Source organism: Brevibacterium sp. Z349TD_9, from assembly GCF_056173565.1.
In genome coordinates this window covers 1969588-1985795 of record NZ_CM149680.1, presented here as the reverse complement: position 1 = coordinate 1985795, position 16208 = coordinate 1969588, and the positions used below count along the sequence as shown (strand labels likewise).

The following is a 16208-nucleotide window of genomic DNA, read 5'->3' as shown; positions in this document are numbered from 1 at the left end:
CGATCAGTCACTCCTCGCCGACGGTGTCGATCCAGACCATCGTCGCCTTGACCGCGGCCGTGGCGAGGCTGCCGGGTTCGAGCTCGAGCTGACGGCACGCCTCGGCGGACATGAGGGAGACGACGCGGAAGGGACCGCACTGGAGGCTGACCTGGGCCATCACGCCGTCGATGACGACGTCGGTGACGAGTCCGGTGAAGCGGTTGCGGGCCGAGCTGCGCACATGGGTGGGATCGTCGAGGGCTCCGGCGGACTCCTGGGCCAGCGCGGCGAGTTCGGCGCCGTCGACGACCGAGCGGTTCGAGGCGTCCTTGTGCTGACGCAGGCGCCCGTCGCTGATCCACCGGCGGATGGTGTCGTCGCTGACGCCGAGGAAGCGGGCGGCGTCGCTGATGCGCAGCCGGGTCATTCGAGCGCTCCCACCCATTCGTCGTCGCCGTCGGAGAAGTACTGGTGCTTCCAGATCGCGACCTTGTCCTTGACCTCGTCGATGAGCTCTGCACACGCGGCGAACGCCTCCCGGCGGTGGGCGGAGGCGACGACGGCGGCCAGCGCCACGTCGCCGATGCGAAGCTCCCCGACCCGGTGGACGACGGAGATCCGCACCTCCGGGTGGGCTCTGGCAACGGCGGCGGCCACCTCGGCGAGCTGCTGGTCGGCGAGCGGATGGGATTCGTAGACGAGTCGTTCGACTCCCCTGCCCGAGTCGTGGTCGCGGATGATGCCGGAGAAGGTCACGGATGCTCCGGACGCCGCGGTGACGACCTCGGGAGCAAGCTCGTCGGTGCTGATCGGGGTCTCGACGATTCCGGTGCGGATCACGCTCATGCCGACCGCCTCCAGTCTCCGCTGCGGCCCCCGGACTTCTCGATGACCTTGATGTCGCCGATGACCGCCTGGTTGTCGACGGCTTTGATCATGTCGAAGATCGTCAGGGCCGCCACCGATGCCGCAGTGAGCGCCTCGATCTCGACGCCCGTCTTCGAGACGGTCTTGACCGCCGCAGTGATCCGCACGCTCGTCTCGTCGAGGGTGAAGTCGACGTCGACTCCGGTCAGGGGCAGCGGGTGGCAGAGGGGGATGAGGTCGCTCGTGCGCTTGGCACCCATGACAGCGGCGATGCGCGCGACCGGCAGGGCGTCGCCCTTGGGCAGTCCCGTTTCGGTGATGAGGGCGATGACCTCGGGGCGCGTCGTGATGAGCGCCGTCGCCACGGCGCGGCGCTTCGTCACGTCCTTGTCCCCGACGTCGACCATGTGGGCGGCCCCGGTCTCGTCGATGTGCGTGAGGTTCAGTCGATTGTCCACGTCTTCAGCCTATCCCCCACGGGCGCGAAGAGCCTGTCGGACTCGGATGCGTCGACGGGAGGGAGGAAGACGAGGTGGGTGCTCTCCGCATAGCTGTGGAGCAGGTGGGAGCGGGAGCCGCCGACGAAGACGATGCCGTCGTCGGTGAGGCGGGCGCGCCGGACCTGGAGTTTGCCCGCCGGCGGGGTCTCGTCGAGTCCGGCCGCCAGCCGGTGGTGGGCGGCGGGACGGGCGTCGGCTTCGGCATCGAGGCCGAGGAGAGCCGGTCGGAGGAACATTTCGAAGCTGATGAGCGCGCTCACCGGGTTGCCGGGCAGGGCCACCCAGGCCCGTCCGGCCAGCCGACCGCACCCTTGGGGCCCGCCCGGCTGCATGGCGATGGGTTCGAAGACCATTGCCGAGTCCGGGTCGAGGTCCGCGGCGAGCCGGACGACTTCGCGTGCGCCCTTCGAGATCCCGCCGGTGGAGACGACGAGGTCGGCGTCGGTGGCGGCGACGGCCTCAAGGAGAAGACGAGGATCGTCGGGCACGCGCAGCCTCTCGACCTCGGCGCCGAGGCGGAGCAGGCCGGCGGTGAGGGTGACCCCGTTGGCGTCGTGGATGCCGGCGTCGGCGCCGTCGGCGACCTCGTCGCCGGTGGAGACGACGAGGATCCGCGGCAGCGTGACGACGTCGAGCTCCCCCACCCCGCAGGCGGCGGCCACGCCGAGGCGGGCGGGAGTGAGTTCGGCACCGGCCCGGAGCACGGTGGTTCCGGCCCCGACGTCGCTGCCGCGGCGGCGGACGAAGGCACCGGGCTCGAGAGTCTCGGGATCGAGGTCGACGGTGATCTCCGCGGCACCGAAGCGACCCGGCTGCGTCGCCTCGATGGGAACGATCGTGTCCGTGCCCGGCGGCAGCGGGGCGCCGGTCATGATCTCGACGGCGGTGCCCGGGGCGACCGGGCCGCCGTGGACCCCGGCGGCGACCTGGCCGGTGACGGGAATGGGGCCGATGCCGTCTGCGGCTGCCGCGCCGCGCAGCGTGTCGGCGGCGACGGCGAAGCCGTCCATGCTCGAATTGTCGAAGCCGGGGACGTCGATGCCGGTGACGACGTCGACGGCAAGCCGCCTCGGCACGGTGAGCAGCTCGGACAACGGACGGTTCTCGGTCCCCAGCAGCGGAGAGATCGTCTCACCGACGCGACGACGATGCATGATGGCGCTGGTCATGGGACGATGATAGCGAAGGGAAAGAACAAGGAGGACGTATGCGGAAGGTCAGTCTCCCGACCCCGGTCCAGAGGACTCCCACCCTCGATCCGGGAACGACGTTCACCGAGCACACCGAGGATTCGCTGCTCGACACCTTCGGTCGGCGTGCCCGCGATCTGCGCATCTCGCTCACCGACTTCTGCAATCTCCGCTGCAGCTACTGCATGCCCGCCGAAGGCGTCGAGTTCATGCCCCGCGATGCCGCGATGAGCGCCGAGGAGATCGTCCGCTTCGCCCGCATCGGCGTCGAGCGCTTCGGCGTCGACCAGATCCGGTTCACCGGCGGCGAACCGCTCACCCGCCATGACATCACCGACATCATCGCCGGGGTCGCCGCCCTGCGACCGCGGCCGAACATCGCCCTGACGACGAACGCGATCGGGCTCGACAATTGTGCCGCGCGGCTGCGGGACGCCGGCCTCGACCGGATCAACGTCTCCCTCGACACGATCGACCCCGACACGTTCGCCGAGATCACCCGCCGCCCCTTCCTCGACCGTGTGCTCGCCGGCATCGACGGGGCGAAGGCCGCCGGCCTCGATCCGGTGAAGATCAACGCCGTGCTCCTGCCCGGCCTCAACGACCACCAGGCCCCCGATCTCCTCCAGTGGTGCCTGGAGAACGACCTCTCCCTGCGCTTCATCGAGCAGATGCCCCTCGATGCGGGGCATTCGTGGCAGCGGTCGACGATGATCACAGCCGCCGATGTCTTCGCCCTCCTTGAACCGCGGTTCGCCCTCACCCCCGACTCCCAACCACGCGGCGGCGCCCCGGCCGAGACGTTCACGGTGGCTTCCCGCGAGGATCCGGAGACGATCCTCGGCAGAGTCGGCATCATCGCCTCGGTCACCCGCCCGTTCTGCGCCGACTGCACGCGCACCCGGCTCACCGCGGAGGGGCGGGTGCGGACCTGTCTGTTCTCCCGCACCGAGGTCGACCTCCTTGCGGCCATGCGGGCCGGAGCGAGCGACGAGGAGATCGCCAATCTGTGGAAGGGAGCGCACTGGGCGAAGCTCGCCGGGCACGGCATGGACTCCGAGGACTTCACCCAGCCGCAGCGACCGATGAGCGCGATCGGAGGATGAGAGCACCCGTGAGCACAGTCAGCGTCCGGTTCTTCGCCGCTGCCCGAGAGGCGTTCGGCACCAGGGAGTCGACCGTCGAGGCGTCGACCCTCGACGACCTCGTCGGCGCACTTTCCGCGGGTGCCTCACCCGAGGCGGTCACCGTGCTCTCCCGGTCGTCGTTCCTCGTCAATGCCGTCGCCCGCAGGAACCGCGCCGAGGCCCTGGCCGACGGAGACACCATCGACGTGCTCCCGCCCTTCGCCGGCGGCTGATCGGTCCGCGCCCGCTCAGCCCACCGGCGAGGCGTCGGTGCGTGAGAGATAGGCGAGGTAGCCGCCGGAGACGGTGACGACGTCGAAGCCGCGGCCCCGCAGCTCGGTGGCGGCCCGCGCCGAGCGCACACCCGAGCGGCAGTAGAGGGCGATCCGTCCGGTCTCCGCCTCGTCCTCGGACCCGAGGAGTTTCGCGGGGTCGGCGAGCAGGGCCTCCATGGGGATGTGCCGCGCGCCGGCGACAGCACCGGCGGAGACCTCGGCGTCCTCACGGATGTCGATGAGACGATCCTGCGGCCCGACCTCGTCCCACCCGATCGCCGCTGCCTCCGTGTCGTCGCTCGGTGCAGGCACCTCGGGAGCGGGTGCACCGGCCGGTGCCGCACGGTGGGCGTCGAGGCTCGTCACCGGTGCCCGCTGCGGGTCGCGGGCGACAGGGATCGTCTCCCAGGTCGCGTCGAGGCTGCTGTGAATCGCCACCGCATCGCGCAGCGGAGTCCCGATGCCGGTGAGCACCTTGATCGTCTCCATCGCCATCGCCGAGCCGATGCTCCCGCACAGGGCACCGATGACGCCGGCGGTCGCACAGTCGGGCACCGACCCAGGTGCGGGCACGTCTGGGAAGAGGTCGCGCAGGGTCGCACCGTGCCGGGCGTCGAAGACCGCGACCTGTCCGTCGAACCCGAGGATCGTCCCCCACACGAGCGGGATGCCGAGGATCTCGCACGCATCGTTGGCGAGATAGCGGGTCGCGAAGTTGTCGCTGCCGTCGACGACGATGTCGGCACCGGAGAGGATGTCCTCGGCGTTGGCGGCGGTGAGCAGGACGGGATGGGTGACGATCTCGATCGTCGAGTTGAGTCCCTCCAGCCGCTCGGCCGCCGAATCGACCTTGCGCGCACCCACGCCGTCCTCGGAGTGGATGAACTGCCGGTGGAGATTGCTCAGCTCGACGACGTCGGGATCGACGATGTCGAGACGCCCCACACCGGCCGCCGCAAGATAGGTGAGCACGGGGGCACCGAGTCCGCCGGCGCCGATGACGACGACGCGAGCGGCGAGGAGGCGCTTCTGCGCCTCGGCGCCGAATCCCCGCAGGCGGATCTGGCGCGTGTAGCGGGAGAGGTCCATGCCCTCCAGTCTAGAACCCGGTTCCGGTCGGGAGGATGTCGACGGCGTCCCCGTCCTCGATGCCCCCGGGAGCTGGAGGCACCCTGAGGATCGCGTCGGCGGCGGCGAAGTCGCGCAGCCGCGCCCGTGCCGCCGGGACGACACGGCCGTCGACGGCGATGGTCGCGGGCACGAGCGAGACACCCCGGCGGTGTCCGGGCAGGGACGGCCCCTCGTAGACGGCGCGACGCCAGCAGTGGGCGAGCACGGTGCCGGTGAGCAGGGGCAGGGCGAAGAGGTGGAAGGAGAGGTACGCGCCGGCGGGGGTGCCCGGGAAGTGGAGGAGCGGTGTGCCCGCCCGCTCCCCGTGTCCCTGCGGTCCCCCGGGGCGCTGCCCGAGGCGGAGGAACTGCGAGGACTCCCCTTCCAAGGCGGCACGGACGACCTCGTAGGCACCGGCGCTGATTCCCCCGGTGGTGATGACGAGATCGACGCCAGGCAGGAGACCGTCGAGGACGGCGAGGAACTCTGCCGGGTCGTCGCTGCTCGTCGCCGGCTGTGCAGTGAGACCGTGGGATTCGAGCGCGGCGACGAGCATCGGCAGGTTGGAGTTCGGGATCCGCGGAGCGTCCTCGCCGGGTTGGAGTTCGTCGCCGGTGACGACGAGTCCGACCCGCAGCGGCCGGGTGACCTCGACCGCGTCGATGCCGAGCATCGCGAGGGTCCCGATCCCTGCGGCGCCCAGGCGCTGCCCCCCGAGGGCGACGACGTCGCCTGCCGCGGTGTCCTCCCCGACCGCACGGATGTTCCACCCCGGTCCCTTCGAGTCCGGGAGTCCGGTGACGGTGATCGCCTCCGGGATCGTGCCCGTGCGCTCGGCGTCGGTGAGCTCGACGGGGACGACCGCCTCGGCGGATGCGGGCACCTGGGCACCGGTCATCACCCGCACGGCGCAGCCGCTGGGGATCTCCACCGGAGGGTGCCCGGCCGGGATGTCGCCGCGCACCGGCACCGACTCCCCCGTCCGTGCCCGGTCGAGGGCGAGGGAGTCGAGGGCATATCCGTCCATCGCCGAGGTGGCGAACCCGGGGATCGGGGCGGGGGCGGCGACGTCGCGGGCGAGGATCCGACCGACCGCCTCGGCGAGGGGAACGGTCTCCGCACTCGCGGGCAGGTCCCTGGCGATGAGCCGGGAATAGTCCTCAGGTTCCACACACGTCCTTTCGTCTCCGATGATCCTAAGACCTGCCCGGGGCGGGTGACGAATGCCCGCCCCAGCCGAAAGTCTCCACTAGAGTGGGCGACGTGGACGACGTGACAGACGAGACCGCGGAGCAGAGGTGGAGCGTCGTCTCCCTGCCGGGACTCTCAGCCGTGCTCATTGCGGTCTCCGCGGTCATCCTCTTCGGTATCGGCACGGATCTGCCCGAGATCAAGGCGTGGGGGTATGCGCCCCTGCTCGTCGGTGTCGGGCTCGCATGGACGACGACGCTGAGCTTCGCCCGCGACCTCACCGTCATCGCGGGGGCGCTCGCCCTCATCTCCGCGATCTCCGTCGAAGCCGACATCTCGTGGGGCAACATCCTGCGCATGGGCCTCGTGCTCTCCGCCGTCGTCGTCATCCCCTTCCTCATCACGCGGTACTGGTTCAAGGAGAAGAGCATCGTCTACCCGCGGCGGCACGGGGTTCCGTGGTCGAAGCTCGAATGGGCGTGGCTGATCTTCGTCGTCGTCGTCGCGTGGGCGGTCCTGCCCCAGTACTTCATCCGCACCGGCGTCTACCTCAACTGGCCGGCGGTGACCGAATGGCATGAGATCCTCCGTCTCTTCATCGGCGTCAACGCCGTCGGACTCTGGGACGAGCTCTTCTTCATCTGCACGGTCTTCGCACTCCTGCGTCGGCACTTCGACTTCTGGACGGCGAACGTGCTCATGAGCATCATCTTCGTCTCGTTCCTCTGGGAGCTCGGCTACCGGTCGATCGGCCCGCTGCTGACGATCCCCTTCGCCCTCGTGCAGGCGGTGATCTTCACTCGGACGAAGTCGCTGCCGTACACGGTCACCGTCCACCTCCTCTTCGACGCGATCGTCTTCCTCACGATCGTCTCCGCCCACCACCCCCAGGCGCTGCCGATCTTCATCGGGGTCTGACCGGCCTCAACGACGCCACCGGTTCCGTCCGAAGCCGATGAAGACGAGGACGGCTCCGGCGATCCACCAGAGTCCGGCGGTCATCCCGGTGCGTTCGAGGAGCGGGCCGCCCGTCGTGTGCAGTGTCGCGATGCCGCCGACGGCGACACCCACGCTGGTGCCGAACTGCCGGAACGCGTTGTTGAGACCACCGGCGAGTCCTGGGCGGTTCGGCCAGGCGGCCATGGTCTCACCGACGATGGCGGCGGTCATCAGGCCCAGGCCGATGCCGATCCCGAGCAGACCGGGGATGAGGCCGGGCACGCCGGGCACCCGGCCCAGGGTGAGGAGACCGACCCCGCCGATGAGCAGGCCACTGCAGGCGACGGCGCGGCGGCCGCAACGGGTGACGAGTCTGCCGGAGGCCGGTCCGAGGATGACGAACGGCGCGGTCGCCAGCAGCAGGATCGCTCCTGCGGGGCCGGCTGCGAGGTGCAGCTCGTCCTGGAGGTGGACAGTGACGACCTGGAGCGTTCCATTGGCGCCGCTGGTCATGACCGCGGCGACGATGACCGAGACGACCAGTGAGCGCAGACTCTCCGGTCGCCCGCGCTCGTCGGCCGCATCGCCGGCGGGGAGCAGCCGTGCGGTGCCTAAGAGCGCCGTGAGGACGAGAGGCACGTTGACCCAGAACACCGCCCGCCAGTCCAGGGCCGCGACGAGCAGCCCGCCGACGCCTGGTCCGATCGCGGTCGCCACCGCACTCACCCCTGACCATATCCCCAGTGCTCTTGCTCGCGGTGCCGGTTCCGCCCACGTGGTCGTCAGTGCGGCCAGCCCGGCCGGCAGCATCGCCGCTGCCGCGATGCCCTGCGCGCCGCGGGCACCGAGCACCGTCCCCCACGACCATCCGATTGCCCCGAGCCCGGAGGCCGTTGCGAAGACGACCAGGCCCCAGAAGAGCACGCGGCGCGGCCCGAGGCGATCGACGAGCCACCCGGCCGGGAGCAGCCCGAGCGCGAGCGACACCGTGTAGGCATCGACGAGGAGCGACCACTGGCTCCTGGGAATGTCGAACGCGCGACCCAGGCTGGGTTGGGCGACGTTCATCGACAGCACGTCGAGCAGGACGAGGAACATCGGCACGCACAGCACTGTCAGCAGCAGCGGACTCCCGCTTGTCGACTGTGTCGGTGGGCATGGCTTCATGGACCCCATCCTCGGACAGGGATCGTTCGACGGCGATCGAACGATGGCGGAGGGATACTGGTGGGCATGGAAGCACAGCCCGATCTCGCCGGGGTCGCGGAACTGTTCGCGGATCGCTCTCGCGCCCGGATGCTCATCGAGCTCGTCGACGGCGCCGCGCGACCTGCCGGTCACCTCGCACGGATCGCCGGAGTATCCGCATCGACGGCGAGCTCGCACCTGGCCCGCCTGGAGGCCGCTGAGTTCGTCACCGTCGAGGCGTCCGGGCGGACTCGGCGCTATCGCATCACCGATCTGCGTGTCGTCGCCGCGATCGAAGCTCTCCTTCCGCTCGCGAAGACCGAGCGCCCGGTCGGTCTGGCCACCGTGGACAGATGGCAGCGACTGCGGGTCGCACGATCGTGCTACGACCATCTCGCGGGAGGCCTCGGAATCGACCTGCTCGCAGGTCTCCTCGAACAGGACGCTCTCACCCGCGGCGACGGCGTCGACGGCCCCGGCCCGCGGCCGCCGATCAGCTGAGCAGCCGGGTCGCGACCGCACCGTACGCGCTGGGTCCTGCCGCCGAGGCGATGTTCGGCCGGATCGGCATCGACCTCGCCTCTCTCCATGCTCGGCGGCGACCGTTGATCCGGGTGTGCATGGACTGGTCGGAACAGCGCCACCACCTCGCCGGGGGACTCGGAGCCGAGATCATGACCCGCATGACCGGCCTGGGCTGGATCGCCCGACGAGCCGGCAGACGAGACCTCCGTGTCCTCGCACCCGAGGCGATCGCGAACTGGCTCACCGGAGCGCCCGCGCACCCCCACACACCGAACTGAGAACGCCGCCCTCTCGGAGATCCGGGAGGGCGGCGTCAGACGAACGCTGTGCGGTTCGCTGAGTCAGCGGATGCCGCGCAGGGCCTTGAGCATCGGCTTCGTCAGCGTCAGCGCAAGGAGTCCGAGGACGACAGACGTGCCGCCGATCGACGTCCAGTAGGGAACCTGGTTCGCGGGATCGAAGTAACCGCCGAGGACACCCGAGAGCGCGGTGCCGACACCGGAGGCAAGGAAGAAGACCGCGATCATCTGCGACTGGAACACCTTCGGGGCGACCTTCGTCGAGAACGACAGGCCCACCGGGGAGATGAGCAGCTCACCGAGGACGAAGACGATGAGGATGAGCACGACCCAGAGCAGCGGCGTCGAGTTCGCCGGCGCATCCGAGAACGGCAGGAACATGAGGAAGCCGATGCCGATGAGGACGAGCGAGAGTCCGGCCTTGATCGGCGTCGAGGGCTGCCGGGTGCCGAGCTTCATCCACAGCGAGGCGAGCACTGGGGCAAGCACGATGACGAAGAACGCCGGGATGAGCTGGATCCAGTTGATCGGCATCTCCCAGCCGAAGATCGAACGGTTGAGCTGACCGTCGGAGTAGACGGTGAGCACGCCGAAGATCTGCTGGTACATCGACCAGAACACGACACATGTGAGGAAGAACGGGATGAAGGCGAGGACACGCGAGCGCTCGTCGGCGTTCGTCTGCGGCGAGGTGCACATGACGATGACGTAGCACGCAGCGGCTCCGGCGGAGATGCCGGCGATCCACCAGTCGAGGTTCTCCGGGGTGATGAGGCCGGTCATCCACAGCAGCGCTGCGAGGACGACGGCGGCGACGACGGCGAGGACGAAGAGGTAGACCTTCGACTTCGGCAGCGGATTGACCGCGACCCGCGACTCGGCGGGGAGGTTCTTCCGGCCGGTCGCGTAGATGATGAGACCGAGGGCCATGCCGACGGCGGCTGCGCCGAAGCCGTAGTGGAAGCCGATGTTCTGCTGGAGGAGACCGGTGATGAGCGGTCCGAGCAGGGCGCCGATGTTGACGCCCATGTAGAAGATCGTGAAGCCGGCGTCACGACGCGGGTCCTTCTCCTCGTAGAGCTCTCCGACGAGCGCCGAGGCGTTGGCCTTGAGTCCACCCGAACCGAGGGCGACGAGGATGAGGCCCACGGCGACGCCGCCGAAGCCGGGAACGAGCGCGAGGGCGATGTGACCAGCCATGATGATGATGGCCGAAGAGAAGAGGACCTTCTCCGCCCCGAGCAGGCGGTCGGCGACCCACGCGCCGAGGATCGTGGCGAGGAAGACGGCACCGCCGTAGGCGCCGACGATGCCGACCGCAGTGGCCTGCGGAAGACCGAGTCCGCCGTCGGTGACCTTGAAGTACAGGTACAGGGCCAGGATGCCGTTCATGCCGTAGTAGGAGAAGCGCTCCCACAGTTCGAGGCTGAAGAGCTGCATGAGCGGCAGCGGGTGTCCGAAGAACCGCGTATCGCTCGAGACGACCTCAGTCGTCCTTGTGCTAGAAGACATATCGTGCTTTCCGTTGTGTCATGTCATCACGCATTCTGAGGCGTGATTCACTCTGAACAGTCGGTCATCCTACTCCCACGACATGGCTCAGAGCACACTTCGGCCACTCTGGGACGCGGCGTCCCAACAAGCGGAATCTAGGTGTGAACCACGTCTCGTTTCCGGGTCCGGAAGCGCACGAGGAGGTTGGCCAGACCCGCGCTGAGGACGACGAGGGCGGCAGCGATGGGGACGATGATGGCCGTCTCCGTTCCGGCCTCCTCGGCGAGGATTCCGCCGACCGCGGAGGCCACGGACTGGCCGACGATGATCGCGGACCCGGCCATCGACATCACGGTCGCCGAACGGCCGCGGGGACTGCGCTCGGCGGCGAGGCTGAAGAGGGTGACGAGCGTGGGACCGATCGCCGTGCCCATGAGGAGGAGGCCGACGACGACGGCGGGCATCGACGTCGAGACGGCGAGGACGATCGTGCCGGCAAACAGGAGCGGGGCGAAGCAGAGCCAGCGTGCCCAGAGGGCGAAGCGCGGGGAGAAGAGGGCGACGGAGATCGCGAGGAGCGCCGAGCCGATGCCGAGCACGCCGTAGACGAGTCCCGCCTGTTCGGGCCGGCCGAGATCGTTCATGAGCGAGGTGAGCGAGGTCAGGGTCGACCCGAAGACAAGACCGATGCCGAAGACGCCGGCGATGACGACGACGATGCCCGAGGTGAAGAGCCCGCGCACGGGTCCCTTGGTGCCTGCGCGGTTCCGGCCGTTCGCGGCGAGGCGACCGCTGGGGTGGAGGGCGAAGCCGGAGACGAAGACGACGGTCATGACGACTGCACCGATGATCGGTGCCACGGGAGAGAACCCTGTGGCGAGGAGCCCGACGATGAAGGGACCGAAGACGAAGACCACCTCGTCGGCGGCTGACTCGTAGGCCATGGTGCCGTTGAGGACCTTCGCCTGCCGTCCGCCGGGCAGGCGGGCGAGGATGATGTCGACGAGGCGGGAGCGCGACATCGGCGAGACCTGTGGGGCGGTGGCGCCGATCGCGAAGGAGGCGATGAGGACGACGGCGTCGGGAAGCGGTGAGAAGACGACCCACGCGAGGAAGATCAGGGCGAGGCTGTTGAGGGTGCCGACGACGAGGAGGACGGGGCGCTGCCCCCACCGGTCGGCGGCGGCGCCGATGAAGGAGCCGAAGATCGCGGTGCCGAGCCCGACCATGGCGGAGTTGAGTCCGCCGAGGCTCAGCGATTCGCGACCGGCGACGACGAGGGTGAGGACGCCGACGACGACCATCGCATAGGGCAGTCGGGCGAGGAAGGCGAGCGGGAAGTAGCCGAGGCCCACCGCGGAGAGGAGGGTGGGCGATGAGGCCGGGCCCGCGGATTCGGCGGTGCCCTCGGATTCGGCGGGGCCCGAGGTCGGGGCCGGGAGACCTGCGGTCGGGGACTGCGGTCGGAGCGGATCGGTGTGCGGCATGGCAATCGTCATTTCTGCCTCGCCCCATCGGCGAGGATCGGTGCCGCCGTGGTGGACTGCTGCACAGCACTCGGTAGATGCACGTCGAAGTGGGGTTCGCCCACCACCCTACCCGGTGACGGCCGACATGGGGCATTGATCTCTGTCACGGAAACCTGTCACGGACCCCTGTCACAGAAACGGTCGGTCCGGACACGGGTTTCCCACGCCCGACTCAGAAAGGACGCAGACCAGTCTGCGAGGATACGAGCATGAACCTCCTCTTCCGAGTCGGCATCAATGCGTTCGCGATCTGGGTTGCCGCATGGATCCTTCCCGGCGTCGCCATCGAAGGCAACAGCGTCGTCGAGGAGCAGACCGGACCGATCGCCGCGACGATCGTCTCCTACCTCGTCATCGGCCTCATCTTCGGACTCGCCAACGCATTCATCAAACCCATCCTCAGCGTCCTCTCCGCCCCGATCACGTGCCTGACCCTGGGCCTGTTCTCGATCGTCATCAACGCCGCGATGCTCGCCCTGACAAGCTGGCTGAGCGGGTTCACGCCCTTCGTCTTCACGATCGACTCGTTCTTCTTCCAGGCGATCTTCGCCGCGATCATCGTCTCGATCGTCTCCGCACTGCTCGGGTGGCTTGCCCCGGACAGCAGCCGCGACCGCGACTGAATGCCTGGGTCCGGCTCTCAATGCCGGGGTCCGCTCTCTACGGCATGTAGACTGATGGCCGATCGACCATCACCCGTTCCACCGCTCGGAGGAGAATATGTCCACCCCTGTCGCGCAGAGAAGCCAGAACAAGGCGAACTTCGCCGATGTCGTCGTCTTCATCGTCACCTTCGGCCTCTTCATCTTCTCCATGTACCTCTTCGGGCTGTCATTCTCCTCCCCTGTCGACACGGAGTTCTGGGTCTTCTGGGCCGGTCTCCTCGTCGCGGCGGTGGCCTTCATGCTGCCGATGATCTACCACTGGATCGTCGACCGCCGGTCCTGACCCGGGTCGACTGCCGGTCCTAACCCGGCTCCCCGACTGCGCGCCTGACCGCGCCGTGGCCCGTCCGCGGCGCGGTCAGTCGCATTCGCGGGCGAATTCCTCGATCGCCGAGGCGGCCTCATCAGGGCGCTCGTAGTGCACGAGGTGCCCCACCCCGGGAAGTTCAACGAAGCGGACGTCGGGCAGGCCGGCAACGACCCCGCGGGTGACCTCGATCGGGGCGATCGCGTCGCTGTCGCCGGCGATGACGAGCAGCGGCATCGTCAGGGAGTCGGCCACCTCGGTGACGGTGTGTGCGACGGAGACATCGAAGGCCTCGGCCAGGGACGCCCGGTCGCTGAAGGTGGAGAAGTACCTCGCGTGCTGGTCGTGGATGTAGCGGCGCAGACCGCGATCCCGGGTCGTCGCCATGACCTCGCTCATCAGCCGCACGATGAGCGGATGGCCGAGCAGGGCGCGCCCCGCCGATTCGGGCAGGCGCGCCCCGAGAGCGTAGTAGAGGCGGGTGAGGGCGGTGAGCACGCGCGCCGACCCCTCGAGAGCCGGCGAGGTGATCGGATTGATGAGGACGAGCTCGTCGACCGTCGTCGGCCGCCTCGCCGCGAGGTGGGAGACGAGGATCGAACCGAAGGAGTGCCCGACGACGATCGGGCGCGCACCCCAGCGGTCGGCCGCCTCGGCGATGAGGGCCTCGAGGTGATCGAGATAGGACTCGAGGCTCAGGCCGTCCTTGAGGGGCGGATTCTCCCCGAACCCCGGCAGATCGGGGACGATGACGGTGCGCTGCCGCATCGCTGCCGCGATCCGGTCGAGTCCGTGGTGGTCGCCGCGGAAGCCGTGGATGATGAGGACCGGTCGACCGGTCCCCCGTCCGGGGTGGACCCACACCGGGGTGGGGTGACCGGCGACATCGAGGTCGAGCCTGTGGGCCGGCTCCACGCTCAGCGCTGCTCGCCCGCGGCTGCCTGAGCATCGCCGTCGGCTCGGGCCGAGGTGTCAGCTCCGGTGGTGTCGTCGGTGCGGGAGAGCGTGCGGCGCGGGATGACGACGACGGGCACCGGCAGGACGCGCAGCAGACGGCGCGCGCGGGCTCCGATGAAGACGCGACCGTGTCCCAGGCGGGACGAGCCGATGAAGGCGAGCTCGCCGGAGATCCATTCGACGCTTTCGGCCGCCTCCTCGATGTCGGCGCCCCCCTCGGAGACGACGGTGGCCCGACCTGAGGCGAAGAGGTCAGAGGCTCGTGCTGCGAGCACTGCTCCCCCGTACTCCTCGGCGAACTCCGTGACCTCGGCGATCTCGTCCTCGGCCATGCCGTCGTTCTCGATGAGCGCGACGAGGCGGAGGTCGACGTCGAAGGCGGTGGCGGCCTCGATCGCCGAGCCGATGAGAGCGGCGGCGCCGGGACGGGCACCGAAGAGCGTCGTGATCCGGGAGACCGGACCGATGTCGGAGCGCCCGGCCGGCGCGAGGACGACGGGCACCTCCGAGGAGTGCAGCAGCGAGGTCGCCACGGTGCCGATGCGGAACTGGCGCATGAGCGTCGTCGCCCTGGCGCCGATGACGATCGCCACCGCTCCTTCGTCGGAGGCGACCTCCATGAGGCCCTTCGACTCGTTCGATGCGGTGTGGATGACCCCGCGGGCAGCGATGTCGTCGGGGATGAGGGCCAGTGCCTCTTCGAGCCACTCGTCGAGCTGCTGGGCGACGATGCCGGTCCCGTCCTTGGGGATCGATCCCGCGGCGTGGAAGGTCGAGGACTCCGGGCGGACGATCGTGACGACGAGCTCGATCTCGACGGACCGGGCGATGGAGATCGCCAGGGAGATGGCGTCCCGACCCCGATCGGTGGCGATGTATCCGACGACCAGGCGCGGAACGGATGCAGCTGACTCTGTCATGGACTTCTCCCGGTTCGTAGCGACTCTCCAGGTGATTCTACGTGGTCAGGAGGCCACCCTGCCGGGGTGCCCGGGCGGGGACGACGACGCACCCCGGCCCGACGCCGCGGACACCGCGACGACGGGTCCCGATCGGAACCCCTGTGCGGGTGAATCCGCATTCGGAAAAGAAAAGTTCAGAAACTATGACCAGAAGTCACACGAATTGCTCAGCCTGTGATAAATTCGACAGTGCAATTACGGATTCGCACCCACAGACAATTGCACAGTTCCACGAATGGGCTCCGACGCGGCCCATCGACGATCCACGACCCTGAAAGGAGTGCAGCACAATGAATCTCTTCGACATCGCATTCACGGACCTTCGCACAGGCAACCGTGCGCTCGCTGCCTGCTGGGTCGGCGGACTGGGACTCGACGGCTGATCACAGCCGTGTGACACCTCCTTCTCCGCCGGCAGACTGAACACCGGCGCTTTCCTCTGCGCTTCGACCGCATCGGCCTCACAGCAGATCGCCGAGCCCGTCCGCGCATCCGAGTTCAGCTCAGCACGCATTTCCCACCACTGTTCTGCGCATTTGTGCGCCCTCGGAGCAGTATTCGCCATTTCCGTCTTCCGCGGATTCCCCCTGCCCGAAAAACACAAAGGAACAATTGTGTCCACTACATTCGCATTCACATTTCCCAGACGTGTGGCCCTGTCCGCCGGTCTCCGTCTCGTTGCCTGGGCGAGACGACCCGAGGCCGACGCGACGCAGGCGTCCCGTGCCGCACTCAACCGCCGCATCGCCGAGCTCAGCGCCCAGGCCCGTCGTGAGGAGCTCGAGGCACGGCGCAACCGCGACCTCGACCTCTTCGTCGCGCAGAGGCCGATCGCCTGAGCCGTGCACCACTGTGCCGAGCGTCACTTCCCGTCGATTTGGCGTGTGGCCCCCGCCTGAGTAATATTGATCAGGCAAGCGGGGGTATGGCGCAGTTGGTAGCGCGTCTCCATGGCATGGAGAAGGTCAGGGGTTCGAATCCCCTTACCTCCACCGACGGCACAAGGCTCGAACCCTTGCCAATGGAAACTTTGGCGGGGGTTCGGGCCTTGTTCGTGTCTGCGGCCCGGGTGAGAGCGTTGGCGTTGACCTGGGGGTCGAG

Annotated in this window: 19 protein-coding genes and 1 tRNA gene; 9 read left to right on the top strand and 11 right to left on the bottom strand. The window is 68.7% G+C overall.

Annotated elements, in window-relative coordinates; all coding sequences use genetic code 11:
* Window positions 1–7 precede the first annotated feature (7 nt).
* From AC0VYB_RS09305 to AC0VYB_RS09290, 4 genes are read right to left on the bottom strand one after another with little or no spacing between them, the layout of a single operon-like run.
* A complete protein-coding gene (locus AC0VYB_RS09305) occupies window positions 8–409 on the bottom strand; it encodes a TOBE domain-containing protein (protein ID WP_063250638.1) in 402 nt (133 codons plus the stop codon).
* Entirely contained in the window at window positions 406–828 is a 423-nt protein-coding gene (locus AC0VYB_RS09300) for a molybdenum cofactor biosynthesis protein MoaE (RefSeq protein ID WP_063250637.1), read from the bottom strand. Before AC0VYB_RS09300 ends, AC0VYB_RS09305 begins: the two co-directional genes overlap by 4 nt.
* Entirely contained in the window at window positions 825–1256 is a 432-nt protein-coding gene (moaC, locus tag AC0VYB_RS09295) for a cyclic pyranopterin monophosphate synthase MoaC (RefSeq protein ID WP_376783615.1), read from the bottom strand. The genes AC0VYB_RS09300 and moaC overlap by 4 nt, the downstream gene beginning before the upstream one ends.
* A 35-nt stretch (window positions 1257–1291) precedes the next feature.
* The gene (locus AC0VYB_RS09290; RefSeq protein WP_475384665.1) at window positions 1292–2518 is read right to left on the bottom strand and encodes a molybdopterin molybdotransferase MoeA; all 1227 of its coding nucleotides are present in this window, start codon (window positions 2516–2518) and stop codon (window positions 1292–1294) included.
* Window positions 2519–2556: 38 nt separating this feature from the next.
* Between AC0VYB_RS09290 and moaA the strand changes: the two genes are divergently transcribed.
* Together moaA and AC0VYB_RS09280 are read left to right on the top strand one after the other, a co-directional pair.
* Entirely contained in the window at window positions 2557–3645 is a 1089-nt protein-coding gene (gene moaA / locus AC0VYB_RS09285; protein ID WP_475384664.1) for a GTP 3',8-cyclase MoaA, read from the top strand.
* An 8-nt stretch (window positions 3646–3653) separates the two neighbouring features.
* A complete protein-coding gene (locus AC0VYB_RS09280; protein WP_313450251.1) occupies window positions 3654–3899 on the top strand; it encodes a MoaD/ThiS family protein in 246 nt (81 codons plus the stop codon).
* Between the two features lie 15 nt (window positions 3900–3914).
* Here AC0VYB_RS09280 and AC0VYB_RS09275 read toward each other — a convergent pair whose 3' ends face one another.
* Window positions 3915–5030 (bottom strand): ThiF family adenylyltransferase, encoded by a 1116-nt coding sequence (locus tag AC0VYB_RS09275; protein WP_475384663.1) that lies wholly within the window; start codon window positions 5028–5030, stop codon window positions 3915–3917.
* Between the two features lie 10 nt (window positions 5031–5040).
* Window positions 5041–6222 carry a molybdopterin molybdotransferase MoeA gene (locus AC0VYB_RS09270; protein ID WP_475384662.1) on the bottom strand — a complete coding sequence of 394 codons (1182 nt, stop codon included), beginning with the start codon at window positions 6220–6222 and terminating at the stop codon, window positions 5041–5043.
* 92 nt (window positions 6223–6314) lie between these two features.
* On the opposite strand from AC0VYB_RS09270, the gene AC0VYB_RS09265 reads away from it, so the two are divergent.
* Complete coding sequence (locus tag AC0VYB_RS09265) at window positions 6315–7160, top strand: CPBP family intramembrane glutamic endopeptidase (RefSeq protein ID WP_095375903.1); 846 nt, start codon at window positions 6315–6317, stop codon at window positions 7158–7160.
* A gap of 6 nt (window positions 7161–7166) precedes the next feature.
* Here the strand turns inward: AC0VYB_RS09265 and AC0VYB_RS09260 are convergent, their stop codons facing one another.
* Window positions 7167–8348, bottom strand: a complete 1182-nt coding sequence (locus tag AC0VYB_RS09260; protein WP_475384661.1) for an MFS transporter — start codon at window positions 8346–8348, stop codon at window positions 7167–7169.
* A gap of 66 nt (window positions 8349–8414) precedes the next feature.
* Here AC0VYB_RS09260 and AC0VYB_RS09255 point away from each other — a divergent pair, with 66 nt between their 5' ends.
* On the top strand, window positions 8415–8870 hold the full coding sequence (locus tag AC0VYB_RS09255) for an ArsR/SmtB family transcription factor (RefSeq protein WP_475384660.1): 456 nt from the start codon (window positions 8415–8417) through the stop codon (window positions 8868–8870).
* A gap of 119 nt (window positions 8871–8989) precedes the next feature.
* Window positions 8990–9172, top strand: coding sequence for a hypothetical protein (locus AC0VYB_RS09250; protein ID WP_475384659.1), 183 nt, complete (start codon window positions 8990–8992; stop codon window positions 9170–9172).
* Window positions 9173–9235: 63 nt separating this feature from the next.
* On the opposite strand, the gene AC0VYB_RS09245 is transcribed toward AC0VYB_RS09250, so the two are convergent.
* Both AC0VYB_RS09245 and AC0VYB_RS09240 read right to left on the bottom strand, forming a co-directional pair.
* Window positions 9236–10705, bottom strand: a complete 1470-nt coding sequence (locus tag AC0VYB_RS09245) for a peptide MFS transporter (RefSeq protein WP_144589072.1) — start codon at window positions 10703–10705, stop codon at window positions 9236–9238.
* 137 nt (window positions 10706–10842) lie between these two features.
* Window positions 10843–12186, bottom strand: a complete 1344-nt coding sequence (locus AC0VYB_RS09240) for an MFS transporter (RefSeq protein ID WP_259800957.1) — start codon at window positions 12184–12186, stop codon at window positions 10843–10845.
* 239 nt (window positions 12187–12425) lie between these two features.
* Between AC0VYB_RS09240 and AC0VYB_RS09235 the strand changes: the two genes are divergently transcribed.
* Both AC0VYB_RS09235 and AC0VYB_RS09230 read left to right on the top strand, forming a co-directional pair.
* Complete coding sequence (locus AC0VYB_RS09235) at window positions 12426–12839, top strand: phage holin family protein (RefSeq protein WP_475384658.1); 414 nt, start codon at window positions 12426–12428, stop codon at window positions 12837–12839.
* A 97-nt stretch (window positions 12840–12936) separates the two neighbouring features.
* Window positions 12937–13164, top strand: coding sequence for a hypothetical protein (locus AC0VYB_RS09230; protein WP_009375532.1), 228 nt, complete (start codon window positions 12937–12939; stop codon window positions 13162–13164).
* Between the two features lie 75 nt (window positions 13165–13239).
* Here the strand turns inward: AC0VYB_RS09230 and AC0VYB_RS09225 are convergent, their stop codons facing one another.
* Together AC0VYB_RS09225 and AC0VYB_RS09220 are read right to left on the bottom strand one after the other, a co-directional pair.
* Window positions 13240–14103: an alpha/beta fold hydrolase gene (locus tag AC0VYB_RS09225; protein ID WP_475384657.1), complete on the bottom strand. Its 864-nt coding sequence runs from the start codon at window positions 14101–14103 to the stop codon at window positions 13240–13242.
* A 2-nt stretch (window positions 14104–14105) separates the two neighbouring features.
* On the bottom strand, window positions 14106–15065 hold the full coding sequence (locus AC0VYB_RS09220; RefSeq protein ID WP_475384656.1) for a universal stress protein: 960 nt from the start codon (window positions 15063–15065) through the stop codon (window positions 14106–14108).
* A 692-nt stretch (window positions 15066–15757) separates the two neighbouring features.
* On the opposite strand from AC0VYB_RS09220, the gene AC0VYB_RS09215 reads away from it, so the two are divergent.
* Together AC0VYB_RS09215 and AC0VYB_RS09210 are read left to right on the top strand one after the other, a co-directional pair.
* Window positions 15758–15946, top strand: coding sequence for a hypothetical protein (locus AC0VYB_RS09215; protein WP_009375526.1), 189 nt, complete (start codon window positions 15758–15760; stop codon window positions 15944–15946).
* An 80-nt stretch (window positions 15947–16026) separates the two neighbouring features.
* Window positions 16027–16099, top strand: a tRNA-Ala gene (locus AC0VYB_RS09210).
* Window positions 16100–16208 lie beyond the last annotated feature (109 nt).